This window comes from Methylotenera mobilis 13, assembly GCF_000384255.1.
Classification (GTDB): Bacteria; Pseudomonadota; Gammaproteobacteria; order Burkholderiales; family Methylophilaceae; genus Methylotenera; species Methylotenera mobilis_B.
Map to the genome: position 1 here is coordinate 685,501 of NZ_KB913035.1, position 25,268 is coordinate 710,768.

A 25,268-nucleotide genomic window follows, 5' to 3' on the forward strand; every position below is an offset into this window, starting at 1 on the left:
CAAATAAAAAGGCAGCTTAGGCTGCCTTTTTTGCGTCTAAAATGGATTAAGCGGTGACAACACCAAAAAGTTTGCCAACCCCAGCAGTCGCAGCCATGGCGATTACGCCCCAGAATGCTACACGAGCAATGCCAACCGTTATATTTGCTCCACCAGCTTTTGCTGCAAGCCCGCCAAGTGCGGCTAAAAAGACGAGTGATGTGGCACCCACGTAATTGGCAATATTAGACTCTGGTGCAAAGTAGGTGACTAATAGCGGCAATACAGCACCAACCGCAAAGGTGGCGGCAGAGGCAACAGCAGCCTGCATTGGTTTGGCATTCATGGTGTCTGTAATGCCAAGCTCATCTCTTGCATGGGCGCCAAGTGCGTCGTGTGCGGTAAGTTGAACGGCTACTTCATGCGCTAACTCTGCAGATAAGCCACGCTGCATATAAATACCCGTTAACTCTTTCAGTTCGCTTTCGTGGTCATTTGCTAGCTCCAAGCGTTCGCGTGCAAGGTCTGCAGCTTCGGTGTCTGATTGTGAGCTGACAGAAACGTATTCACCAGCGGCCATCGACATTGAGCCAGAGACTAGGCAAGCAACGCCAGTCATCAATATGCTGTCATTAGAGGCACCAGCTGCGGCAACGCCGATGATTAAGCTGGCTGTTGAGATAATCCCATCATTGGCACCTAGCACTGCTGCGCGTAGCCAGCCAATACGGTGAGAGCGGTGAAATTCAGAGTGTCGCATGAGAATCTGCATGTAAAGTCGAGTTAAATATAATGTTACTGTATTACAAGGCTTATTGCGTGATTTAAATACGTGCTTTCAACTGGTGCTTAGAATCATGAGCAGAAAGATGAAGATTTTCTATGCAAAAAGGCGACCTAAGTCGCCTTTTATTGTTAAGTACTTATCGTGATGGTGCTTGCAGTAGTGGTACTGACAGTACCTGTAATTACAATAGTGGTACGATCAGTAAAGCCACAATATTAATAATCTTGATCAGTGGGTTTACCGCAGGACCTGCAGTATCTTTGTATGGGTCGCCAACGGTATCGCCAGTTACTGCGGCTTTGTGAGCATCAGATCCTTTGCCACCGTGATTGCCATCTTCAATATATTTCTTAGCATTGTCCCAAGCGCCGCCGCCAGTACACATGGAGATTGCCACAAACAACCCTGTGACAATCGTTCCCATCAGCAAGCCTCCAAGTGCGACAGGGCCTAGTAGTAAGCCAACGGCAACAGGTGCTACTACAGGTAAGAGAGATGGAATCATCATTTCTTTAATCGCAGCAGTCGTGAGCATATCAACCGCTTTGCCATATTCTGGTTTTGCTGTCCCCTCCATAATGCCTTTAATATCACGGAACTGGCGGCGTACTTCTTCAACCACCGCGCCTGCCGCACGACCAACTGCTTCCATCGCCATTGCAGCGAATAAAAATGGAATTAGGCCGCCAATAAATAAGCCAATAATTACCATTGGGTCACTTAAGTCGAACTTAACATCAATACCAGCGCCTTCAAGTTTGTGCGTGTAGTCTGCAAATAACACTAAAGCAGCTAAACCTGCTGAGCCAATCGCATATCCTTTGGTGACTGCTTTCGTTGTATTGCCAACGGCATCCAATGGATCTGTAACCTCTCGCACACTACTTGGTAACTCTGCCATTTCAGCAATGCCGCCTGCATTATCAGTAATCGGGCCGTAGGCATCTAACGCTACGACGATACCTGCCATACTCAACATCGATGTTGCTGCAATGGCAATGCCGTACAAACCGCCTAAATGATAGGCAGACCAAATGGCAATACAGACTGATAACACTGGCCAAGCGGTAGATTTCATTGAAATACCGATACCAGCAATGATGTTGGTCGCGTGTCCAGTGGTTGAAGCCTGTGCCACGTGCCTTACAGGTGCGTAATCTGTACCTGTGTAGTACTCTGTAATCCAAACCAATGCGGCAGTTAACACTAAGCCTACTGCGCATGCGCCAAATAGCTGGTTGGCAGAAATAACCAAGTCACCAGCAGTCAACCCGTTAGGGAACATTTTGGTTGTAACAAAGTTAAATGCACCTAATGATAATAAACCAGCAACCGCAAGCCCTTTGTATAAGGCAGGCATCACGTTTTTCATGCCTGGAGATGCTTTCACAAAGAAGCAGCCAATGATAGAAGCAACAATAGAAACCGCGCCTAACATGAGTGGGTAAAGCACACCGTTTGCACCATCGGTTGTAATCAATAAGCTACCTAATACCATCGTCGCAATAATCGTCACTGCGTAGGTTTCAAATAAGTCTGCTGCCATGCCAGCACAGTCACCTACGTTATCGCCTACATTATCTGCAATCACGGCGGGGTTGCGTGGGTCATCTTCTGGGATGCCCGCCTCAACTTTACCTACTAGGTCAGCGCCTACATCGGCCCCCTTGGTAAAAATACCACCACCTAAACGTGCAAATATAGAAATAAGAGATGAGCCAAATGCAAGCCCAATTAACGGATCTAAGTCTGTTGCAGCTTCACCACCCAAATAGGCATAAAAGCCTGTCACACCTAACAAGCCTAGGCCTACCACTAGCATGCCTGTAATCGCACCACCTTTAAATGCCACATCAAGTGCCGGAGCGATGCCTTTGGTCGCGGCTTGGGCAGTACGCACATTCGCCTTCACCGAAACGTTCATGCCAATAAAGCCGCATGCGCCCGATAGCACGGCACCTAAAACGAAGCCAATTGCCGTAGGAGTGTTTAGGAAAATGCCAATTAAAATAGCTAGGATAACGCCAACGATGGTGATAGTTTTGTATTGACGGGCTAAATATGCGGCAGCCCCTTGTTGAATCGCACTGGCAATCTCTTGCATGCGTGCATTGCCTGCTGGTAAACCTGAAATCCACTTACTCATTACTGCACCATACAGTACCGCCAATATCGCGGCGCCTATGGCAATCATTAGTTCGACTGACATGACTTCTCCCTATCTAAATTTTTATTAAAACTACAAAATAAAACTAGTGTGAAAACGAAACCAAGTGCTAAACATCTGTTGCAGGTAAAGCTTAAGTTGAGGTTTAATACTCCTTGAAATTTGTAAATGAATTGTAACTTAACCTCATTATTGCACTATTAGGCTAGGCGAACAATAGAGTTGCAAGATAACTATTGATGAACCAGTTCTATCTTGATGCAGACAAGCTATTTGCTTGCGTTTTTGAGTAGTTTGGTAAGTGACTCACCTAGCGATGTACCAGATAGTTTGACCTCTAGTTTTTGTAGCTGATGAATGGCCTCGGTGCTCAACGATTTTGTGAACTTAGGCACAGGAAGAGGGCTAGATTTTGCTTGCACTTTTACCCGAATTGCAGTAACTTCGTACCCTTGCTTTTCTAGCTTAATCAACAAGCTAGGGATTAAAAGTTTAATTTTTGCAGCAACCGCGTTGTTGTTTGCATATACGGTGAATTGATTGTTCTTGATGCTGCTGATGTGGCTAAATTGGGCCATGTTGTCAGGTGCGATTTCCACCCAAAGTTTTTGGGCCGCCTGTGACTCTAGGGTTCGTTTATTGAGCTCAATTAACTCTGGCTGCTTGAGTAATGTATTAAATCTTTGCATAGTGCGATTGTAAGGTGCTGGCAGGGATTAGGGGTAGTATGAATATCATTTTGGTCTCAAATAATATGGCAAAAGCCAGAACGCTCTCAATACTGCAAGTCAGTATGATTGTGTTTGCACTGGTGATGTTGCCAGTACTCACTGTGCTTATGTTCATTGTGCCACAGGAGCCAACTGCACAACAGGGTGTTAAGTCATTGATCCCACATCATTTGCGATTTTCTTTTAATAACCCACAAAAGCATCTTGATGCCTACGCTGTGCAATTAGGCGAAATGCAAGCACGCATGATGCGTTTAGATGCCCAAAGTGAGCGATTGGCAAAACTGGCGGGTGACAAAAAGAACATCCGTAATAACAAGGTGGAGCCGTCTTTAACGCCTAAGCCAAATTACACGCCAACTTCAAGCCTTGGGCCGGCTCTCGCCACCCCTGTCCTTAATACAGTAACAGGTGCAAATCAGGGTGGACCATTGGTGCAAAGTGCACCACTGACAGAGGTTGAGCTACAAAATCAGATTGCTGATTTAATGGCGCAGATAGAGTTTAAAACAGAGTATTTAAGTGAAATAGAAGCGAAACTTCTGCAGCAAAGTGTGTTGAAAAATACCTTGCCTAATAGCAGTCCGGTTGATGCAGCATTTAATTCCTCTAGTTTTGGCTGGCGCCTCGATCCGTTTAATGGACATCGCGCGTTTCATGAAGGGTTAGACTTCACAGCCTCTACAGGAACTGCGATTTACGCGGCAGCAGGTGGAATTGTATCAACATCAGAGCAAACGCCTGATTATGGTAAAATCGTCAAAATCGATCATGGTTCTGGCTTGGAAACGCGTTATGCACATGCCTCAACATTGTTAGTTAAAGTCGGGCAACGCGTGGCAAAAGGGCAAAAAATTGCAGAAGTTGGCAGTACCGGCAGATCAACAGGCCCACATTTACATTATGAAATCAGATTAAACGGTAATCCTCTGGACCCAAGAAAATATCTCAGTGCATCGCGCTAATGATGAGCCCTTGAAATAATAAAAATAAACCCCATTAAATTCCTTATGATTTATTACCTCACAGCCATTTCAAGTTTACAATCACACTCTTAATTTCAATTATTACTCAATTTAAAGTTGTTTATCCTCTAGCGGAAAGTCTTTCATTTCATGATATCTACGTTGTTCAAAAAATTATTCGGTAGCCGTAACGATAGGCTAGTTAAGCAATATGCACAGAAAGTAGAGCAAATTAATGCATTAGAGCCTGCGATGCAGGCCTTAAGTGATGATGAGCTACGCGCGAAAACAGAAGAATTTAAGCAACGTTATACCAATGGTGAGTCTTTAGAGAAGCTTCTTCCTGAAGCATTTGCTGTGGTTCGTGAAGGTGGGCGCCGTGCCTTGGGTATGCGTCATTTTGATGTGCAGCTTATCGGCGGTATGGTGTTGAATGCTGGCAAAATTTCCGAGATGCGTACTGGTGAGGGTAAAACATTGGTAGCAACCTTACCTACCTACCTGAACGCCATCACAGGTAAAGGCGTACATGTCATTACTGTGAATGATTACCTTGCAAAACGCGATGCGGAGTGGATGGGTAAGCTATATAACTTTTTAGGCTTATCAATCGGTATTAATTTATCGCAAATGCCGCATGACGCAAAGCGTGATGCATACGCCGCAGATATTACTTACGGTACTAATAATGAATTCGGTTTTGACTATCTACGCGATAATATGGTGTATAGCCGTGATGAGCGTGTGCAACGTGGTTTAAATTACGCCTTAATTGATGAAGTCGATTCGATTTTAATCGATGAAGCGCGTACGCCATTGATTATTTCAGGCCAAGCGGATGACAGTGTTGCTTTGTATAAGCAAATCAACGACGTAGCTGCTAAGCTGATTCCACAAAAAGAAGAAGAGGGCGAAGGCGACTTCTGGGTAGATGAAAAAGCGCAGAATGTGGTGATGTCTGAACAGGGCCATGAACACGCTGAGGCAATCTTGGCGGACGCAGGCTTATTGGCGGAAGGCTCAAGTCTGTACGAGGCTTCTAACATCACCTTAGTGCATCATTTATACGCTTCTCTACGTGCACGTAACCTTTATCATCGTGATCAGCACTATGTGGTGCGCGATGGCGAAATTGTGATTGTGGATGAGTTTACTGGCCGTATGATGTCTGGTCGTCGTTGGTCTGATGGTTTGCATCAAGCCGTAGAAGCTAAAGAAGGTGTTGAGATTCAAAAAGAGAATCAAACTTTAGCTTCGATTACATTCCAAAACTATTTCCGTATGTATAACAAACTGTCTGGGATGACAGGTACTGCGGATACTGAAGCTTATGAGTTTAACCAAATTTACGGTTTAGAAACTGTTGTGATTCCAACGCACCGTCCGATGCAACGTAAAGATGCAATGGACAAAGTGTATAGAACATCTCGTGAAAAATACGAGGCGGTGATTTTAGATATTAAAGATTGCCAAAGTCGCGGGCAACCTGTGTTGGTCGGTACGACGTCAATTGAGAACTCAGAGTTGATTTCTCAATTATTAACTGAGGCAAAGCTAGAGCATCAAGTGTTGAACGCCAAGCAACATGAGCGTGAAGCACATATTATTGTGCAAGCAGGTCGTCCAGGTGTGATTACCATTGCAACTAATATGGCCGGTCGTGGTACTGACATTGTCTTGGGTGGTAACCCTGAGCCTGAAATTTCAGCAATCCATGCTGATGAAACATTAACCGATGAACAAAAAGTGAACAAAGTGGCTGAAATTAAAGCCGCTTGGCAAGTAGTGCATGATGCCGTATTAGCTGCTGGTGGTTTACATATTGTGGGGACAGAGCGTCATGAATCTCGCCGTGTAGATAATCAGTTACGCGGTCGTTCAGGTCGCCAAGGTGATGCAGGCTCTAGCCGCTTCTACTTATCGTTAGAAGATCAGTTATTGAGAATTTTCGCTTCAGATCGCGTTTCAGCGATTATGGGCAAACTAAATATGCCAGATGGCGAGGCGATTGAACATCCGTGGGTAACGCGCGCGATTGAAAACGCACAACGTAAAGTTGAAGGCCGTAACTTTGATATTCGTAAACAATTGCTGGAGTTTGATGACGTATCTAACGACCAGCGTAAAGTGATTTATGAGCAACGTAACGAGTTGCTTGAAGCCGTGGATGTGGGCGATACGATTAAAGCGATGCGCGAAGATGTGATCGCTGCAATGATTGCGACACATATTCCACCAGATAGCGTTGAAGAATTATGGGATGTGCCAGCGCTAGAGCGTGAGTTAAAATCAGAGCTTGGTTTAGAGATTGCCTTGCAAAAAATGCTGGAAGAAAACCCAGACTTACACGAAGAAACATTACGTGAGCGTATATTTGCAGCGGCTAATGCGGCATATCAAGCAAAAGAGGATTTGGCTAGCCCAGACATACTGCGTCAGTTTGAGCGTTCAGTGATGCTACAAAGCTTGGATAATCACTGGCGTGAGCATTTAGCTGCGTTAGATCATCTGCGCCAAGGAATTCATTTGCGTTCTTACGCGCAAAAGAACCCTAAGCAAGAATACAAACGCGAGGCATTTGAGCTATTTGAGGGCTTATTAAACACCATTAAATCAGAAGTGACCAAAGTGACAATGTTAGTACAGGTGAAAACTGAGGCTGATGTAGAAGCGGTAGAAAAACCAGTCGAAGTTGAGAATGTGCAATATCAGCATGCGGATTATGATGAGGCGTTAGCAGCAGACGGACCTGCGGATGTTGCTGAGACATCACAACAGCCTAATGTGCGTGATGGCGTTAAAGTGGGTCGTAATGACCCATGTCCATGCGGATCAGGCAAAAAATATAAACAGTGCCACGGCGTATTAAGTTAAGAATAGGGTTAGACATGTCAGAAAATACAGAAGAGATTCAATCCCCTTGTATTGGGGTTTGCAGCATTGATGATACGACAGGTTTTTGCCACGGTTGTTATCGCACGAAAGACGAAATTAAAGCTTGGTGGAACATGGCGCCAACCGAGCAAAAAACTTTACTCTCCGCGTTAGATGCACGACAAAGTGAGATGGTTAGTTTTGATGACTAAATAGCTATGCTCTTTAACTAGAGCCTATGCTGATGTGCATTAGTACCAAGGATAACCCCTTGACCTCTTAAGTCTTCTAAAATCCCCAATCCAAACTGCATGATTAACGCTGGTTGGGGATGCTTTAACTCTTCTGCCAGTAATTTAAGTGCTTGCTCTGCGGTCATGCTCTCTTGCTGACATAGTGTCAGCAATCTAAAGGTCATCGGGTTTAGTGCTATAAACTTAATATCGTCATCGATATTTCGATACACTAACAGCTGAGTAGGTTCTTTAGTATCAGGTTTGTGCTTTGGCGAAATCTTGTGTACCGCATAATCATATTCCAGCAATAGCATGGCATTGGTAAATACAATCTTGTGCTTAGCTAGGTCACCATCTGCATCTATATTAAAAGCCTCGTCTGTGATGCTCGGTAAAGTACTGAGATACAGTTCTATCCATTCGTAATGGCATAGTGCTTCTAAGTAAACAGGTCGTTGTTGAGGTGAGGCTTGGTTAGTCTGCTGTAGAAAAGTGATAAACTCTTGCGGAATTTTACGAAAAAGCGGGCTGTCTGCAGCATAGTCTTTCAAAAAACTTTTCACTAGTTTTAACCAATTACGCTTACCAACCGTTTTTCGAGCAACAGGGAAGCATGCAGACACAGACTCATATAAGTTGTTAAATACAATTTCATCGTACACCGCCATTCTCTCAGGCGCTACGCCAACAGGTATTGGTTGTTGGTGAGGGTCGCGTATCCGTGATGTAAACGTTTGCTGGTATTGTTGGAAGCTTAGTAGGTTATCAGACATTGCGAAGTTTCTTCTATGTCGTCAGTTCTTCTAACGACATAGTGCCAGCTCTGACTGTGCGTTGAATTGCCTGATCTTGTAGGTCTGCAATTTTGTTTACTTCCGCCATTAATACCTCTAATGCTGGAATGTTGCTATCACGTTCAAGTAATGTAGGGAACACGCCAAATAAATCATAGGCATCTTCAAGTAGCGCCCAAACGGGGTCGATGACATTTTCGCCATGCGTATCAATAAGTAAATCTGCTGATTGTTGATAATGCCCTGCGATGTGGCTGTAAATAATCCGTTCATGTGGAATGCCACGCAGAAAAGCATGCGGATTAAAATTAAAATTCACGCTATTAACGTAAATGTTGTTAATGTCTAAGTGTAAAAGACAATCTGCTTCACTGAGTACTGCGTTAAGAAAGTTAAGTTCACTCATTTCTGAGATGGGTGCTGCTGCATAAAATGAGGCATTCTCTATACCAATACGACGGCCAAGGATGTCTTGCGTTTGACGGATGCGTTTTGCTACATAGTGCACAGCCTCTTCGGTAAATGGGATCGGTAGCAGGTCATATAAATAACCTTGTTTACCTTGGAAGGCATCTGTGCAGTAACTTAAGTGTTCAGTGTAGGTATCGATGTTGTAGTGGTTTAAAAACTGCTTAACCTGATTCAAAAAATCAATATTGAGTGGGCTGATGCCGCCTAGTGATAAGCAAAGGCCGTGGCAAACGATAGGGTAGCGTGCCGCAAACCAGTCCAACTGTTTTGTAGCTTTGCTGCCAGCTTCAATCCAGTTTTCTGGTGCTATTTCAACAAACTGAATGTTAGAGATTAATGGCTGGTTATACAGTGATTGAATCTGGGGTATTAGCTCTCGCTTTAACCCCAGTCCTGCGCCATGAATTTGAGATTGATTAATATTAACCAATGGATTCATCATACACAATCTCTAACGAGTATTGCTTATTTCTTCTCGCCACCACATGAGCCTTCTTTAGCTTTTTCACCACCGCAGGTGCCTTCTTTCATTTTCTCTGCACTGCCACATTTACCAGTACCGCATTTACCATCTTTCATTTTCATTTCTTTCGCTTTTTCAGCGGTACCACATTTGCCAGTGCCACATTTACCATCAGCAGCTTTTGCATCATGTGCGTCTGCTATTTGATAGCCTGTAGCAAGTGATTTTAATGCAAATGGGTTTTCAGCTGCATTCACTGTTGTTGCAGCAACTGAAAGCGCTAATGCACCACCAATAGCTAGAGAAAGAGTTTTTTGTGTTTTGTTCATCATCATTTCCTTTAGATTAAATAGTAAATACTGTTTGTGTTTCAGCCAACTAATACTACGGAGACTGTTGCGCTACTGAGAGTGTTGATTCGACTTTAGCTTTTCAACAATTCTCGTTTTTGCATCTAATGGTAGTTGAATAGCGCTATCGTTTTCTATGTTGGTTCTAATCTTACGCAAGCCAACAAGCAATACATTCAATTGTTTCCTGAATCGATTGCATGCACCGCACATCATAAGATGCAGTCTTAGTTGCATAAGTTCATACCAAGACAAAGGATGGTCTAGAGACTGAGAGATAAGTTGGCTGGCTTGTTGACAGGTAAGCATATGAATTACCCTACCCCTTCACCCAATTCATCTCTAAGCATTTTCTTAATCCCATCCTAGCTCTATATAACATTACCCAAGCATTGGTCGGGGTAATATCCAGTTCCTTACAAATATTTTCATTTTCCATTTCATGTACATCTCGTAACATGAAAATAGCTTTTAGTTTCTTGGGTAGCTTTTGCATGCATGCGTCCAATACGCTTAAAAATTGGCTTTGTTCTAGTGCATGGTCAGGCATGTCAAAGAATTGTGGCTTGTCTAACCAATGGCCAGTTTTATCGAAAAAGTCATCCATACTTTCATTAGACGCATCTAAGTCGATGATGTCAGATACAGGCTGTTCACGGATGAGTTTCCGCTGCATATCAATGATTTTATGTTTGAGTATGCCAGTGAGCCATGTGCGTATAGATGAATCACCTTCAAAGCTATTATTTTTGATGGCTGCGAGCATGGTTTCCTGCACAGCATCTTCAGCTTGGTGGGTGTCTTTTAAACGCGCTAGGGCAAAGCGATACAAATAGTCGCCGTGGTCGTTGAGCCAATCGTTGACATTGTTGCTCATATTAAGCCGCTGCTCTTTGCTGTAACAGGCCCAAGTAGTGTGCTGAGTCTAATGGTGTGTTGTTACGTTGAGATTGCCAAATAGTTTCAGCAAGGCAATCTAATATATCATGTTGTGCCATGTGCTGATCACCATGTTTTTGTTTGAGTTTTTCATAAACCTGGCCAATGCCAATTGGCTGGTTAATCGATATTTGCTCAATGACAGATAAGTGTAAACTCAAGTGTAGAAATGGGTTTGTTTCCCCTTGTTCGGGAAAGTATTGCTGTTGCATATAACGTTCAGGCGCATCTAGTATGGTGTGGTACTCAGGGTGCATCTGCATCACTTCCACTGCGATTTTTTCCAAGTCAGAAAGTGTTGAGTGCTGTTTAAATTTAGCCCACGCATCAAACAAAAATTGTCTGGCTTGGTCGCGGCTGGGATTATATAAACTCATAAGATACCTATCGTGCTGAAAATAATGAAAGAACGGTAGAGTAAGGCAGTAGTTGGTTCTGCCCATCAATACAGGTAATTTCACCGTTACCGTAAAAGCCTAATAATGGCATATTTGGGAATTTCTGCGTAATGACTTTTAGGTCGAGATCTTCTCCGTTATACAAATATGGACCGCGACCTAAACAAGAGAATAACAATCCAAAGTCTGGGTGGCTACCCAGCTCATTTGCCAGTGTATCTGCTGTTAGCGCCATATCGGCTTCGGCCGTGGTTGCATCGCGTAGAGCCCAGCTTACATAGTGACCAACAGGCAGTGCATGGGCGAGTGTAATGCTGCCATTTTCCTCATCATAACTAATGATAGACGTTTGATGATAGTTCCCCTGAGCAATTGCGTCTGCACTCTCAGCATAAACAGCCATCATTAAATGTAGGGGAAATGCTTCTTCGGTTTTATAATGATTATTCCAAGCTTTTTGTAATGCTCTTAGTGCTTTTTGTTTACCTAATATTTCCAGATCAAACTGCTTGCTTGCATTCACTTGCTTTGGTGTACTGAGTAACATTAAACCGTGAGAGGCTTTTGTTGCCATTTTTACACCAGATAAAAACATCTCGATATGGCCTTTTACATCACCTTTTGCATTTTGCCATACTGAAAATGGCCCATGCCCCGTTGCGTCGCCAGATATACCACCATAACGAATATGATGATTGAGCCATGTGCTGTTAATCGCGCTGGGGGCGGCCATTGTAAGTAGCGGTTGTCCGGCATCGTTATGTTGCGCTAGTGCTAACTTGATGTCACCGCCAAATACCATTGCAGCAGCAGCGGGTGTGTCGAGCACCCAGTCTTCTTCAGTAAATATACCTGTTGCTGAACAGCCAGCCACTTGCGTACAACCAGCCACTTTTGCCGCAGCCATAATGGCGGCTTGGGGGTTACTTGCAAATTCTGAAGTTAGCAGCAATAAAACGCCATTGGCAGTGGTGATGCCAGCTTTGCTCATTGCATTGTTAACGGCCTGACTAGCCAGCGCTGGAGAAGCTTGGCGACCTAGCACAATGCTGGTAGCGACTTTCATCTTTTTGCTGATTCAGTTGTCTGTGGCAAGTGATATTCTTTTGCCTGATACTCACATAGGTCTTCTATACAACAATCTGCACATTTTGGTTTGCGTGCAGTACATACGTAACGACCATGCAGTATCAGTAGGTGATGTGCATCCTGCATAAATTCTGCTGGAATCGTTTTAATGTATTTTTTCTCGACGTCAAGAACGGTTTTACCCGTAGCCAGTTTGATGCGATTGCCTAATCTAAATAAATGCGTATCCACGGCAATGGTGGGTTCGCCAAATGCCGTATTTAAAACGACATTAGCTGTTTTGCGGCCAACCCCTGGTAATGCTTCTAAAGCAACACGTGAGTGTGGCACTTGGGATTGATGTTGATTGATGAGTATCTGGCACGTAGCTAACACATTTTTGGCTTTAGCATGATACAGACCGATAGTTTTAATGTAACTCTCTAGCTTGATTAAGCCAAGTGCCAACATGCTTTCTGGTGTATTGGCGACTGCAAAAAGTTTGTCGGTTGCAAGGTTAACGCTTTTATCGGTTGCTTGTGCAGAGAGCATGACTGCAATCAGTAACTCAAAGTGACTACGGTAGTTCAGCTCTGTTGCTGGATTAGGAATGGCTAGCTTTAAGCGTTTAAATATCTCTAAGCGTTTTTCAGCATTCATTTCATGCGCCTGGCAGATTAAGTGTTAAGTGCAGGGTGAAATTCAGCCTCTGTCGTGTGGCCTTCATGGGTGCTGTCTTTTGCTTTATTTCTGATGTCAATCCAGTTACGTGCAGCGATGAGCATGCCTAGGCCTAAAAATGCGCCGGGCGGTAGAACTGCCAGTAAAAATCCATGGTAATCAGGAATAACCGTCAAGACGAACTGCTTGGCTGATGGCCCAAATACTAAATCTAAACCTGAAAATAATGTACCCTTACCTATTACTTCACGCATCCCGCTTAGCAAAGCCAAAACTAAGGTTAACCCTATTCCCATCATCAATCCATCTAAAATAGATGGTATAGGCGCATTCTTAGCTGCAAATGACTCAACGCGAGCTAGCACGATACAGTTCACAACGATCAATGGGATAAAGATACCCAATACTTTATGTAGAGGATGCGCAAATGCATTAATTGAGAGATCAATAACGGTCACTAGGGCGGCAATTACCAAAATAAAGACAGGTACTCGAATTTCATTAGGTACATATTTACGAACAGGTGAAATAGCACCGTTTGCAGCCGCCATCACCAAAACCGTTGCCAAGCCAAGGCTCACACCGTTCACCACAGTGGTTGTGACAGCTAGCGTTGGACAAAGACCTAATAATTGGACAACACCAGGGTTTTGTTTCCAAATTCCATTCAGGGAGATTTCTTTATAAATGCTCATGAGTTGTCCTTACCTTGTAGTGCTTTATCTGCAATATTATTTTCTAATAATCTTGATTTGTTCTCATTAAAAAATTGTAGTGCTTTTGCAACGGCTTTTACCACTGCGCGAGGTGTGATGGTTGCGCCAGCCATGTATTCGAACTTCCCGCCATCTTTGACCACTGCCCAATCTTTGGCAACAGTTTTCATCAAAGATTCATTGTTGAATTGCGTAATCCAATCATCACGCTCAATCTCAATGTAATCGCCAAGTCCAGGTGTTTCTTTATGCGTAAGCACACGTACACCGCTAACCGAACCGTCGGCACGAATTGCGATTAGCAATTTAATATCACCGGCATAACCATCATGCGCAATTGCTTCTAAAATAATACCTACGGGCTCATTCCCTAATGTGGCGATATTAGCTTTGCTAGGAGTACGATTACCAAGTAGTTGGTTTGGTGGAATCACCAATTCTGTTTTTAATAAATCGTTGTCGTAAACGTCATGCGGTAATATTTGTGAAAAAAGGGCTAGACGTGCTTCAGCCTCGCTCGCTTCGATGGGCGCACGGGTGATCAAGAAAATATAAGCAAGAATCGCCGTGCCTACTAATGCAAATGCAGTAAGCGTGCTCGCAGTTTTAAGGGCGTGTTTAATTAGGGTGTCTGACATTGTTATTCCTATTGCTTATGTCCGAATACTCTTGGTTGCGTATACGCATCAATCAACGACACGCACATATTCATGATCAATACCGCAAACGCTACACCATCAGGATAACCGCCATATACGCGAATCAAATACGTGAGTACAGCGGCACCTGCTGCAAAATATAACTTGCCTTTAGGCGTGGTTGGACCACTTACCGGGTCAGTAATAATGAAGAATGCGCATAGCATTACTGCGCCACTCATGAGGTGAAATCCCGGATTAGCAAAGTGAGTGGGATCAACAATGTTAAAGATTAGGGAAATTAAAGCCATCGCGGCAATAAATGCCGTAGGCAGGTGCCAAGAAATAATACGTTGCTGGATTAAATATAAACCACCCAGTAAATAGCCCGCAGTGACAAACTCACCGCCTTTTGCACCAAAGTGCCCGAAAATAGGAGCTGATGAGATATCTGCAACCTCCTGTTTAAGCATCAGTTGTGTTTTTAGATAATCCAACGGTGTTGCTGAAGTGACTGCGTCCAATTGAACACCAACTGGTAAGACATTGCTGAAGATTAGCTTTAGTTGATCCATCATGCCTAGCGGAGCTTCTGCCAATGCTAATGGTGTAGGCCATTTAGTCATGATGACCGGAAAAGAAATCAGGAGCACTGCATAACCTACCATCGCCGGGTTAAACGGGTTGTAACCTAGTCCACCATATAGTTGCTTAGCAATGGCGATGGCAAAAAACGTGCCTACCACTACTAACCACCAAGGTGCAAGAGGTGGTAGCGCTAGCGCCAATAGCCATGCTGTCACAATCGCGCTAAGGTCAGAAAGGCTAGGCGCAACTGGGCGTTGTCTTATTTTCAGAATAGCAGCTTCTGTGATTAAAGCTGTCACAGTCGCCAATGATAATGTCACTAATATCCCGCCGCCATATACCCAATAATAAGCAATAATGCCTGGCACAAGCGCGAGTAATACTTTTAGCATAATGATGCTAACGGTAGGTGCGTCAGTAATGTAGGGTGAGCGGTTCAAGAGTTCTATCCTATTAATAATTCAGCTAATCACAATTAATGAAGTATCGCCATTAATCAGGGTCTTTAGCTTCAACCATCTGCTTTGCTTTTGCGCGTATGGTTTCAATTTCAGAGATTTCTGCTTTGACTTTTGGGCTGAGGTCCTCAGTGTTTTTGGGCGCAACCCCAGCCTGAGCTGCGGCTAGTTTTTGAGCCTTAGCGCGCTCAATGGCCGCTGCAATTAATGCTTGTTTGTCTTTTTTAGCCTGCTCATCACTAACTGTAGCTGTAGGTTCAGATTTATTTTCGATAATTGTCGGTGCCTCTTCACTACCAGTCTTTGTTGCATCAGTCTGTGCAGCGGCTAGTTTAAGTGCTTTTGCTCGCGCTACCGCTGCAGCAATCGCAGCCTTTTTGGCTTCATCAGCTTCAGCGCTACTAGCAGGCCTTTCTTTATCCGCTTTAACCGGCTCCGGTTTAGGTTCGTCATTTTTTGCACTAGCCGCACGCTCTGCATGTTTTTGCGCACGCTCTAGTTTTTCGCGTTCAATGCGCGCTAATCTAAACTCATTGCGTTCACGTGCTAAATCTGCAGCCTCTTGCGCTTTATCTGCTGCGATGATTTCACTTTTTGCATAGCGATAATATTGTACTAGTGGGATATTGCTCGGGCATACATAAGTGCAGCAGCCGCATTCAATACAATCAAATAAATGATAGTCACGCGCTTTTTCTAAATTATCTGACTTAGCAAACCAGTAAAGCTCTTGTGGTTGCAAATTCACCGGGCAGGCATCTGCACAACGTGTACAACGTATGCAGGGCATCGCAGGTGGTGGCGCGGCAAACAGGCTTGGGCTAGCAGCAATGATGCAGTTAGCCGCTTTTGTGACGGGTACATCCGTGCTTGGTAAGTCAAAACCCATCATAGGGCCACCCATGACAAAATGAGTGGTATCTGTTTTTGCACCACCCGCTGCTGCAACAAGTAGCGGTATGGGAGTGCCTAGCAAAACTTCAAAGTTTTGAGGAGTTTCAACATTACCTGTCACCGTTACAACGCGACTGACGCTAGGCTCACCAAATGTGAAGTATCGATAAATAGCCAATACAGTGGCCACGTTAAATACTTGGATACCTACCTCAGTTGAGCGCTTGTGGTGCGGCACTTCTATCCCTAGTAGCAGATGAATAAGTCTGCGTGCATCACCACTTGGGTAAAGTGTAGGTACAGTTGTTACCGTTGCATTAGTTAATGTCTGGCTAGCTAAGGTCATTGCGCTAGTTGCTTCAGGCTTGTTATCTTCTATGCCAATCATCACTTTAGTGGCGCCAAGCAAGTGTTGGACGATTTCAATCCCTTGGATAATGTCGTGAGCATGCTCTCGCATTAGCATGTCATCGCAAGTGATGTAAGGCTCACACTCTGCTGCATTAATAATCAGCGTGTGAATTTCTGATCTGCCATCTTTGCGCAGCTTAATGTGGGTGGGGAATGTAGCTCCACCCAGACCAACAATGCCAGACGAACGTAAGCTGGTGATTAGCTCGTTGATGGCTGTGTTTTTCCAGTCAATCGGCTTTAGTGGCTTCCATTCATCTTTGCCATCGGGCGCTAATGTCACGCACATGTCTGGCAGGCCAGAAGGGTGCGGAATCACGGCATCTTCAATCGCGGTAATCGTGCCAGAGGTCGGTGCATGTATAGCTGCTGACACAGTACCCTCTGCCTCTGCAATCATCTCGCCTTTTAATACATAGTCGCCTACTTTTACTTTTATTTTTGGGATGTAACCTACGTGTTGACGTAGTGGTAAGGTTAGCTTTTCTGGAATTGGGAGTTGCGCAATCGGCCGAGTGGTTGATTCATGTTTGTGACCGTCAGGATGCACGCCACCATGAAATTTATACACTTCATTAGTACTATCTGAAGTGAACCCTTTGATCAGTTTACTAGCGAATTCAATGATGTTATTCATGATGATGTCTTGCCTTGACTCTCAGGCAATGCCTTGATTGGAAATACCGGATATTTCCATTTCCAGTTATCAGGGGTTTCTGCTACAGGCTCCATCGTGATGCAGTCAACAGGGCACGGCGCTAAGCACAATTCGCAGCCAGTACATTCAGACGAGATAATCGTATGCATATGTTTAGCTGCGCCTAAAATCGCGTCGACAGGGCACGCTTGTATGCATAAGGTGCAACCAATGCAGGTGGCTTCATCAATAAAGGCGACAGATTTTGGTTTGGGTAGCCCATGCTCAGCATTGAGCGGCTTGTACTCTACACCAAGAAGATCAGCCAGCGCATGCACACCAGCATCGCCACCAGGCGGACATTGGTTGATGTCTGCTTCACCATTAGCAATTGCAGTTGCGTAAGGTTTGCAACCAGGGTAGCCGCATTGGCCACACTGCGTTTGGGGAAGTATGGCGTCAATGCGCGCGACCAATGGGTCACCCTCTACTTTAAAAAGTAAGGCCGCAATGCCTAACAAAATACCGAGCACTAAAGCTAGCCCAAGCATGATGTAGATGGAGGTAAATAACATATCGCTAGTTTTTGATGATTGAGTTAAATAAAATGGCTTAATATTTTAATGGACAATGGTGTAGATTCGGTTGATAAAAGCCAACCATTTGCACGATCTCTTATTGTTTGAAAGGGTTAGTATTTGTCTAGCCCCATAAAGCCCATAAAGGCCAAACTCATGAGGGCCGCCGTAATCATTCCGATTGCTGAGCCTTTGAATGCAGCGGGTACGTCTGCCCCTTCTAAACGCTCACGCATAGAGGCAAATAAAATAAGCACTAATGAAAAACCCAGTGCACCGCCTAGGCCAAAAAACAAAGACTCTAAAAAGCTATGGCTTGCCTGTGCATTAAGTAACGGGATGCCAAGCACGGCGCAGTTGGTTGTGATAAGCGGTAGAAAAATACCTAAGCCCTGATAAAGCGCAGGGAAGTTTTTCTCCATGACCATTTCTGTAAACTGCACTACTCCAGCAATAATCACAATAAAAGAGAGCGTTCTTAAGTAGAACAAACCATTTGGCTCTAGTAAGTAATAGTTGATGCCCCAACTGGTCATTGAGCCAATGCTAAGAACAAATGCAGTAGCTCCTGCCATGCCGATAGAGGCTTCTAATTTCTTAGATACCCCCATGAATGGACATAGGCCAAGAATTTTCACCAACACGATGTTATTTACAAACACGGTGCCAATCAAAATCATAATGTAGTGATGAAAATCAAAAGACATATTCTAAATATGGGTTTTCAACGATAATTCCTGAGATTATACCGTGTTTGTTACTCTGGCAAACAGTTAAAGCCTCACTTGCTAGCGGTTGGACGTGTAAATGGTGCAATTAGTTTTAACTTCAAGTTTTGTGAGTCATTAAGCGCTGTTGGTAACGAGATAATATCTTGAAGTCATGAGTATTCTTTTAATCAGAATGTCACGGATTTAATATAGTGTCTTGAGGTGAGTTTGTAAGGTGGTTTGATGCGTACCCTGCTTATTTGTGCGTTGGTAATGTTTTGAAATTAACGTGTTTTAACTTTAAGTTGAAATGGCAGTGGGCAAATGTTTCTTTAAATTCATTAGTAAATCAAAATTGTGCTTAATAAATAAAGAAAATTCTAGAACATTCAGGTTAAAATATAACATTATGAATCAGGTAGATTTCCTATGTTGCAAGGCAGTTTAGTTGCTATTGTTTCGCCCATGTTTGAAGACGGGCGTTTAGATATCCCATCTTTAAAAGCACTGATTGATTATCATATTGATCAAGGGACAGATGGTATTGTGATCGTTGGTACTACGGGGGAGTCTCCTACTGTAGATTTTGACGAGCACTGTTTGCTGATACAAACAGCCGTCACACAGGTGAATGGCAGGGTGCCTGTCATCGCAGGTACTGGCGCTAATTCAACAAAAGAGGCCATCGTGCTGACACAAAAGGCAAAAGAGTTAGGCGCAGATGCATGCCTTCTTGTTGCGCCTTACTACAATAAGCCTACACAAGAGGGTTTATACCAGCACTTTAAAGCTGTCGCAGATGCTGTCAATATCCCGCAAATTCTCTACAACGTACCTGGCCGTACTGGCTGTGACATCAGCAATGACACAGTGTTGCGTTTGGCGACACATGCCAATATTGTTGGCATCAAAGATGCTACTGGTGGTATAGAGCGCGGAACAGATTTGCTTTTACGTGCACCCAAAGAGTTTGCTATCTACAGTGGCGATGACGCAACGGCATTGTCTTTGATGTTGTTGGGCGGGCACGGTGTGATTTCAGTAACAGCAAATGTAGCCCCTAAATTAATGCACCAAATGTGCGTATCCGCATTAGCTGGCGACGTAAAAGTTGCCCGTGAAATTAATGCGAAACTCTTTGGGCTACATCAAAAATTATTTGTTGAGGCTAACCCAATCCCGGTTAAATGGGTCTTGTCCGAGATGGGTATGATTAAAACTGGTATTCGATTGCCTATGGTCACTTTATCAACTCAATATCATGAAGTTTTGCGTCAGGCATGTGAGTCTGCACAAATTTTATAACGAACAATAGCGTTTTAAAACGAGGTTTGAATGAAACAAGTTAATTTTAGCTCAGGCGCTTATCGTCTAAGTATGGTGAGTAAAGCAAAGTCTGTAGTGTTGCCTTTATTTTTAATGGTAAGTTTAAGTGCTTGTGACTCTATCCCTTTTATAGATACAACTTCTGATTATAAAGGTGCAGGTCGTTCACGCCCCTTAGAAGTGCCTCCAGATTTAACTGCAAGTCCAGTAAGCGATGCTTATGCCGTTCCTGGAAGCGCAAGCTATTCAAGTTACAGCCAGGCGCAAGAAGGTCAAGAAGCCGGCGTTGAAAAAATATTGCAGTCGCCAGATGGTGTGCGTATGGAAAAGTCGGGTACGCAGCGCTGGTTGGTGGTGAATGCACCAGCAGAAAAAATATGGCCGGTTATTCGTGATTTCTGGACAGAGATGGGCTTTGCTGTTCGTGTAGAAAACCCACAAATCGGCGTGATGGAAACCGAGTGGATTGATTCTGAGGCGATTAAAAAAGATGACAAGATTGGTACACTCGATAAGTTTGATAAATGGTTAGATAAACTATCAGGCTTCGCAGATAAGAAAAAATTCCGTACCCGATTAGAGCATGGTGGCAATACAGGTACGACAGAGATTTTTATGACGCATCGTTCAGTAGTTGGTGCGCCTGACGATGGAAAAAATCGTATCAGAACACAGTTAGGTGAGATTGAAACAGGCTACAAAGCAGAAGCAGCGAGTAACCCTAGAGGTGATGCATTTGATGCGGAGTTGGACGCTGAACTATTACGTCGCTTAATGGTGAAGCTAGGCGTGGAAGAGCAAAAATCCCAAACGATTCTAGCTGATGCCGCAACGATTAAACACGCGGAAGTGGTTAAAGAGTCTGATGGTAGCGCAAGACTATTGCTCACTGATCAGTTTGATCGTGCATGGCGTCGCGTAGGCTTGGCATTGGATCGCGTTGGTTTCGTGATTGAGGATAGAGATCGCTCAAATGGTCTGTTCTTTGTTCGATATGCAGATGTTGATATCGATGATACCCCTAAGAAACAGAAGGGTTTATTTGAAACGCTTAAATTCTGGGGTGACGATGATTCCAAAGAGCCAGAGTCAGCTGCTAAAAAAGAAGATAAGAGCATTGTTGATAGCTTGAAGTTCTGGGGTAGCGATGATAAGCAGAAAACCAATCCAGATCGTCAATATCGTATTAAAGTGAGCGATGGTGAGTCTGGTGCTGTGGTGACGGTTGTCGACAAAGATGGTGCGCGCGTCCGAACGACAACAGCAAATAGAATTATCGCCTTGATGTACGAGCAATTGCGATAAGTAAGAATAGGCGGCTTAGGCCGCCTTTCTGCTAAATAGGTACAAGGAAAGTTGTGATTGTGCAATTCTGTGCTTATCCCTCACTTTTCTGTATTTTGTTGTTCTTGGGCATTCATTAGATTAATGCATGCCCGAGTTTATTTAAGAAAGTCTAAAAATGCGTTTTGCTTCGCTCGGTAGTGGTAGCGCTGGCAACGCGCTAATCGTTGAAGTGAACGATACGCGGCTAATGCTGGATTGTGGATTTAGCATTAAAGAAGCAACGAGCCGCCTAGCGCGCTTGAATTTATGCCCCGAGGGTCTTACAGGTATTGTGCTGACACATGAGCATGATGACCACGCAGGTGGCGCATTCAAGTTTGCTGCAAAACATAATCTCCCCGTTTGGCTAACCTATGGCACGCTCAAGATGGCTGAGCGTTATTTTCCTAATCAACATAACCTGCAACTTCATGTGATTGATAGTCATACTGCGTTTGGTGTGGCGGATGTTGAGGTGCAACCATACCCGGTACCGCACGACGCGCGTGAGCCTGTGCAATTCGTATTTGGTGATGGTCATCATCGCCTAGGTGTATTAACCGACGTAGGGCGTACAACTTTGCATATTGAGCAGCAACTTAGTGCTTGTGATGCGCTGGTACTAGAATGCAATCATGATGGCACTATGTTGCGTAACGGGCCTTATGCCGCCTCTTTAAAGAGGCGTGTAGGAGGTGAGTGGGGGCATTTGGAGAATGCTGCTGCTGCAGAGTTACTCGCTAAGTTAGATCGATCTAAATTACAACACCTGATAGCAGCGCATTTAAGTGCAAAAAATAATACGCCATTCTTGGCTAAGTCTGCTTTGGCTAACGTTTCAGGGTGTGAACTGGATTGGATTGGTGTGGCAGATCAGATGCTGGGGTTTGATTGGCGCCAAATTAGTTAGGTTTTATTAAAGCGTTTGCAGTCTGGCGTTGACGCTGCTCTTGAAATTCTATCGATAACAGGCAAAAAAAAGCCGACTTGCGTCGGCCATTTTTAATACTTTATTGAGTTAACAATAAATTATTGTGCAGCAGCAGGAGCAGCTTCAGCAGCTGGTGCTTCAGCAGGTGCAGCTTCAGCAGCAGGAGCAGCTTCAACTGGAGCAGCTTCAGCAGCTGGTGCAGCTTCAGCAGGAGCTTCAACAGCTGGTGCTTCAACAGCAGGAGCTTCTTCAGCAGCTTTTTCACCACAAGCAGTAACAGCAAGAGCTAACAATGCAGCTAATAAAATAGAACGTGTCATTTTAAATTTCCTTAAGAGTTTAACTGGTTAAAAAACTGTTTTCGATACTACTCAAAAATTGACTAATTAGCTATATCGAGTGGCGCAAATTCTAGCAGGAATTAAAAAAAAAAACACTACATTTCAAAGATTAACCTTAAATATAGTAAAAAAGTTCCTGCTTTTGTTAATGTTTATAAAAAATGCTTATTCAACACGAATAAAAATTTGATTATTTTCGTATGAGCGTCCATTTGTACTGCTTAATATTGTTCGGCTTATTTCATCCTTTTCTTGCATGATGCCGCCTATGTTGACCCATTCATTACGTTCCACCGTCACAGTGGATGTTAGCTGCTCGAACTCTAATATTCCATACTGTTTAAGTTTCGAAAAGGTAGGTGTAATATCAAGCTCGACTTGTCTACCAATACTGCGTGCTCGTACTGTGAATCCTGTGCCTATCTCTATAAACTCAGTATTGGTTTGCTTAACCGCATAACGTTGAGTAAGTAACACCCATTCGCTCGTATATGGCACAGACTCACCAATGCTGATATAGGCAGGTGCGCCATCTGCGACTTGAATAAACTGTTCACTACTCTGTTGTGATCGGGTTTGATTGTTTGCTAAGTTTATATTAACGCCATCTCTTCCATGCCTGGAATCATTACCCGTTACTATTGTTGCGTTACCGATGCGGGTGCGTCCTTTGACAGAAGTATTGTTAGAGGTCTCTATCATATTATTTTGACGCTTAACTCTAATTTTAAAATTCTCACGCACGCTGTCGAGTATCGCGATTGCTTGTTCAACATCTGCCATTGTTTTGCTATCAGTACGGACGATGAGTTGGTTTTGTATGGCAGAAGTCGTGCCATTGTTCCCTACAATAGCTTGAATGTTGGGTAGGATCGCTTCAGCGAAGCGATGGTGTAGCTCGAATATTTTGAACTCTGATGCTGCGTAACTCATGAGTGAAATACAGAGCAAAATCAGCGTGAAAACATGTTTGAGGGTAAATTTCGATATCATGATGGATGTCCTTGCGAAATTACTTCATAAACCTAATGGTGTAATACTCACGACGTCTTCAATCGCTTCTTTTAACTCATCGAATCTTGTTTTTAAAGCTTTAACCGTGGTCACATCATCATAAGCGTATTTAAAGCGTGCTTGATCAATATGTATGCGCTTAATGTAGTGTTTGCCATCAGCTAAAATAAAGCAGTCTTTAGCATGTTTTGCAGACTGATTCGTTACATGCACAGTCATTTTGTGACCAAAGGTTTTAAGTAGGCTAAGAATTCGCGGGCATTTATGATGTAGGTGAGTAGTATCTTGTAAAATAATTGATAAATGACTTGCGATATGTTGACTTAAGAATTGTTGCAATAATTCATAGGTGGCGATGCTAGAAAAGTCACCGTGCGCTAAGTTTTGGTCAAAAATTAATAACTCATGCTCAGCGCTTTGTATCATGAGTCTAATCGCTTCATTATACAAATGCTCCCCGATGATGATTTGATTAGGCGTCAGTGTTTGATTCTCGTCCATGGCTCAGTAGTAGGCGTTATGTTTTATTAAAGTAAAGGTAACCCGCGATATACCAATCATGCAATTGTGCAATGAGTGATGACTCAATCTCACCAAATTGCGCAATATCTTCTACAGCTATTTTTCGGTAATCAGCTAATGTTTTTAGTAATGGCGTCCATTTGGCCGAAACGCTCATAGATTCGCCATTCAAATAAAAACAATGGTCAGTAAATAGCATTTGGCTTTTTAAGTCTAAGCTAATGCCGTAGCGCATCAGGTTTTCATTAAACTTTGGTAAAGACATTTTTTTATTAGGATTAAAAATAACATCTGCTTTGGGTTCTGATAAATAGGTTCCTAAAAAGGCTGCGACTTCTTGCTCTGACCATTGAATGGTTTTTAATATATTAGTCACCTTGCTAATCATGCTGCTGCTGATTTCAGCAGGGTGCGCTTGTAGGGTCAGGTCAGCATCCAGATAAATACCAGGTAAAGCATTGCCTTCTTTATTGAGTGTGTCTTGCATAAAGCCAAGAAACTCTGTGGCTAGTTCTTGCACTTTAGGGGCACGAAAGCCAATGGAATAGGTCATGCAGTCTGTATTACCATCAGATACGGCAATTCCCCAGTGCGCTAGGTGCGGAGGTAGGTAAAGTAGGTCGCCCGCTTCAACTAGCCATTCTTGCGCTGTGTCAAAGTTTTTTAAAATGCGTAGCGGTGCACCTTCTACTAAACTTAAATCGGTTTGCTCACTAATACGCCACAACCTTTTACCTTGACCCTGTAACAAAAAGACATCGTAACTATCAAAGTGTGGGCCTACCCCACCGCCATCTGGCGCGTAACTCACCATGAGGTCATCTAGTCGCGCATGTGGAATAAAGTTGAACTGCCCTAGCAGTTCAGCACCTTCAGGTAAGTGATGGTTCACACTCTGTACTAGCAATGTCCAGCGGTGCTTTGGGTCTGGCTTTTCAGGTAAGTTTGCAAAGTCATCTTCATCAAAAGGACCATGTGTTGCGTGCCATTTTCCTTTGATTTCTTCCACGATGCGTGATTGTACTTCTTCTTCGCATGCTAATCCCGCGAGCTCTTCCGGGCTTAATAGACCTTTAAAGTTTGGAATTGCATTTTTAATCAGTAAAGGTTTTTTATGCCAGTAGTGCGTTAAAAACTCAGTCGCTGTGATGCCGCCGAGTATTTGTAGGGGTAAGTTGTGATTGTTCATGTGCGGTTTTAATTAATAACTCAGTCGATAATTATGCCATTGCATTACTATACAGGTGAGTATATATTAGTAAAAAAATGTAAAAA

The 25,268-nt window shown here is 43.6% G+C and carries 27 protein-coding genes; 6 read left to right on the forward strand and 21 right to left on the reverse strand.

Annotated features, from left to right (window positions below; genetic code table 11):
- Window positions 1-46: 46 nt before the first annotated feature.
- From A391_RS0103330 to A391_RS0103340, 3 genes are all read right to left on the reverse strand, one after another.
- Window positions 47-739, reverse strand: a complete 693-nt coding sequence (locus tag A391_RS0103330; RefSeq protein ID WP_019897324.1) for a VIT1/CCC1 transporter family protein — start codon at window positions 737-739, stop codon at window positions 47-49.
- Between the two features lie 208 nt (window positions 740-947).
- On the reverse strand, window positions 948-2,975 hold the full coding sequence (locus tag A391_RS0103335; RefSeq protein WP_019897329.1) for a sodium-translocating pyrophosphatase: 2,028 nt from the start codon (window positions 2,973-2,975) through the stop codon (window positions 948-950).
- Between the two features lie 227 nt (window positions 2,976-3,202).
- The gene (locus A391_RS0103340) at window positions 3,203-3,622 is read right to left on the reverse strand and encodes a DciA family protein (protein ID WP_019897331.1); all 420 of its coding nucleotides are present in this window, start codon (window positions 3,620-3,622) and stop codon (window positions 3,203-3,205) included.
- A gap of 38 nt (window positions 3,623-3,660) precedes the next feature.
- Between A391_RS0103340 and A391_RS0103345 the strand changes: the two genes are divergently transcribed.
- The 3 genes from A391_RS0103345 to A391_RS0103355 all read left to right on the forward strand — a co-directional run bounded on the left by A391_RS0103345 (window position 3,661) and on the right by A391_RS0103355 (window position 7,715).
- Entirely contained in the window at window positions 3,661-4,629 is a 969-nt protein-coding gene (locus A391_RS0103345; RefSeq protein WP_019897333.1) for a M23 family metallopeptidase, read from the forward strand.
- A 150-nt stretch (window positions 4,630-4,779) separates the two neighbouring features.
- The gene (gene secA / locus A391_RS0103350) at window positions 4,780-7,503 is read left to right on the forward strand and encodes a preprotein translocase subunit SecA (RefSeq protein WP_019897335.1); all 2,724 of its coding nucleotides are present in this window, start codon (window positions 4,780-4,782) and stop codon (window positions 7,501-7,503) included.
- 14 nt (window positions 7,504-7,517) lie between these two features.
- Window positions 7,518-7,715 carry a DUF1289 domain-containing protein gene (locus tag A391_RS0103355; RefSeq protein WP_019897336.1) on the forward strand — a complete coding sequence of 66 codons (198 nt, stop codon included), beginning with the start codon at window positions 7,518-7,520 and terminating at the stop codon, window positions 7,713-7,715.
- A gap of 17 nt (window positions 7,716-7,732) precedes the next feature.
- Here A391_RS0103355 and A391_RS0103360 read toward each other — a convergent pair whose 3' ends face one another.
- From A391_RS0103360 to rsxA, 14 genes are all read right to left on the reverse strand, one after another.
- Window positions 7,733-8,512 carry a DNA-binding domain-containing protein gene (locus tag A391_RS0103360; protein ID WP_019897337.1) on the reverse strand — a complete coding sequence of 260 codons (780 nt, stop codon included), beginning with the start codon at window positions 8,510-8,512 and terminating at the stop codon, window positions 7,733-7,735.
- Window positions 8,513-8,525: 13 nt separating this feature from the next.
- Window positions 8,526-9,446 carry a DUF692 domain-containing protein gene (locus A391_RS0103365; protein WP_019897338.1) on the reverse strand — a complete coding sequence of 307 codons (921 nt, stop codon included), beginning with the start codon at window positions 9,444-9,446 and terminating at the stop codon, window positions 8,526-8,528.
- 23 nt (window positions 9,447-9,469) lie between these two features.
- Entirely contained in the window at window positions 9,470-9,796 is a 327-nt protein-coding gene (locus A391_RS0103370; RefSeq protein WP_019897339.1) for a hypothetical protein, read from the reverse strand.
- Between the two features lie 72 nt (window positions 9,797-9,868).
- A complete protein-coding gene (locus A391_RS0103375) occupies window positions 9,869-10,126 on the reverse strand; it encodes a zf-HC2 domain-containing protein (RefSeq protein WP_019897340.1) in 258 nt (85 codons plus the stop codon).
- 10 nt (window positions 10,127-10,136) lie between these two features.
- Window positions 10,137-10,694 (reverse strand): sigma-70 family RNA polymerase sigma factor, encoded by a 558-nt coding sequence (locus tag A391_RS0103380; RefSeq protein WP_019897341.1) that lies wholly within the window; start codon window positions 10,692-10,694, stop codon window positions 10,137-10,139.
- Window position 10,695: 1 nt separating this feature from the next.
- Entirely contained in the window at window positions 10,696-11,133 is a 438-nt protein-coding gene (locus A391_RS0103385) for a DUF1841 family protein (RefSeq protein ID WP_019897343.1), read from the reverse strand.
- 7 nt (window positions 11,134-11,140) lie between these two features.
- Window positions 11,141-12,220, reverse strand: a complete 1,080-nt coding sequence (locus tag A391_RS0103390; RefSeq protein WP_019897344.1) for an FIST C-terminal domain-containing protein — start codon at window positions 12,218-12,220, stop codon at window positions 11,141-11,143.
- Window positions 12,217-12,882, reverse strand: coding sequence for an endonuclease III (gene nth / locus A391_RS0103395; protein WP_019897346.1), 666 nt, complete (start codon window positions 12,880-12,882; stop codon window positions 12,217-12,219). Before nth ends, A391_RS0103390 begins: the two co-directional genes overlap by 4 nt.
- 17 nt (window positions 12,883-12,899) lie before the next feature.
- Window positions 12,900-13,598 carry an electron transport complex subunit E gene (locus tag A391_RS0103400; RefSeq protein WP_019897349.1) on the reverse strand — a complete coding sequence of 233 codons (699 nt, stop codon included), beginning with the start codon at window positions 13,596-13,598 and terminating at the stop codon, window positions 12,900-12,902.
- The gene (gene rsxG, locus A391_RS0103405; RefSeq protein ID WP_019897351.1) at window positions 13,595-14,257 is read right to left on the reverse strand and encodes an electron transport complex subunit RsxG; all 663 of its coding nucleotides are present in this window, start codon (window positions 14,255-14,257) and stop codon (window positions 13,595-13,597) included. The genes A391_RS0103400 and rsxG overlap by 4 nt, the downstream gene beginning before the upstream one ends.
- 8 nt (window positions 14,258-14,265) lie before the next feature.
- Window positions 14,266-15,285 carry an electron transport complex subunit RsxD gene (gene rsxD / locus A391_RS0103410; protein WP_019897352.1) on the reverse strand — a complete coding sequence of 340 codons (1,020 nt, stop codon included), beginning with the start codon at window positions 15,283-15,285 and terminating at the stop codon, window positions 14,266-14,268.
- A gap of 52 nt (window positions 15,286-15,337) precedes the next feature.
- The gene (gene rsxC / locus A391_RS0103415; protein WP_019897357.1) at window positions 15,338-17,245 is read right to left on the reverse strand and encodes an electron transport complex subunit RsxC; all 1,908 of its coding nucleotides are present in this window, start codon (window positions 17,243-17,245) and stop codon (window positions 15,338-15,340) included.
- Window positions 17,242-17,820 (reverse strand): electron transport complex subunit RsxB, encoded by a 579-nt coding sequence (rsxB, locus tag A391_RS0103420; protein WP_019897358.1) that lies wholly within the window; start codon window positions 17,818-17,820, stop codon window positions 17,242-17,244. Before rsxB ends, rsxC begins: the two co-directional genes overlap by 4 nt.
- A gap of 116 nt (window positions 17,821-17,936) precedes the next feature.
- Window positions 17,937-18,530, reverse strand: coding sequence for an electron transport complex subunit RsxA (gene rsxA / locus A391_RS0103425; protein ID WP_019897359.1), 594 nt, complete (start codon window positions 18,528-18,530; stop codon window positions 17,937-17,939).
- A gap of 432 nt (window positions 18,531-18,962) precedes the next feature.
- On the opposite strand from rsxA, the gene dapA reads away from it, so the two are divergent.
- The 3 genes from dapA (at window position 18,963) to A391_RS0103440 (ending at window position 22,095) form a co-directional block, all read left to right on the forward strand.
- Window positions 18,963-19,838: a 4-hydroxy-tetrahydrodipicolinate synthase gene (dapA, locus tag A391_RS0103430; protein WP_019897360.1), complete on the forward strand. Its 876-nt coding sequence runs from the start codon at window positions 18,963-18,965 to the stop codon at window positions 19,836-19,838.
- A gap of 30 nt (window positions 19,839-19,868) precedes the next feature.
- Window positions 19,869-21,164, forward strand: a complete 1,296-nt coding sequence (bamC, locus tag A391_RS0103435; protein WP_019897362.1) for an outer membrane protein assembly factor BamC — start codon at window positions 19,869-19,871, stop codon at window positions 21,162-21,164.
- Window positions 21,165-21,321: 157 nt separating this feature from the next.
- Window positions 21,322-22,095: an MBL fold metallo-hydrolase gene (locus tag A391_RS0103440; protein WP_019897363.1), complete on the forward strand. Its 774-nt coding sequence runs from the start codon at window positions 21,322-21,324 to the stop codon at window positions 22,093-22,095.
- Between the two features lie 119 nt (window positions 22,096-22,214).
- On the opposite strand, the gene A391_RS0103445 is transcribed toward A391_RS0103440, so the two are convergent.
- From A391_RS0103445 to A391_RS0103460, 4 genes are all read right to left on the reverse strand, one after another.
- Window positions 22,215-22,436: a hypothetical protein gene (locus tag A391_RS0103445; RefSeq protein WP_019897365.1), complete on the reverse strand. Its 222-nt coding sequence runs from the start codon at window positions 22,434-22,436 to the stop codon at window positions 22,215-22,217.
- Window positions 22,437-22,622: 186 nt separating this feature from the next.
- Window positions 22,623-23,450: a NolW domain-containing protein gene (locus A391_RS0103450; protein ID WP_019897367.1), complete on the reverse strand. Its 828-nt coding sequence runs from the start codon at window positions 23,448-23,450 to the stop codon at window positions 22,623-22,625.
- Window positions 23,451-23,474: 24 nt separating this feature from the next.
- Window positions 23,475-23,972, reverse strand: coding sequence for a hypothetical protein (locus tag A391_RS0103455; RefSeq protein WP_019897369.1), 498 nt, complete (start codon window positions 23,970-23,972; stop codon window positions 23,475-23,477).
- A 16-nt stretch (window positions 23,973-23,988) separates the two neighbouring features.
- On the reverse strand, window positions 23,989-25,182 hold the full coding sequence (locus A391_RS0103460) for a cupin domain-containing protein (RefSeq protein WP_019897370.1): 1,194 nt from the start codon (window positions 25,180-25,182) through the stop codon (window positions 23,989-23,991).
- Window positions 25,183-25,268 lie beyond the last annotated feature (86 nt).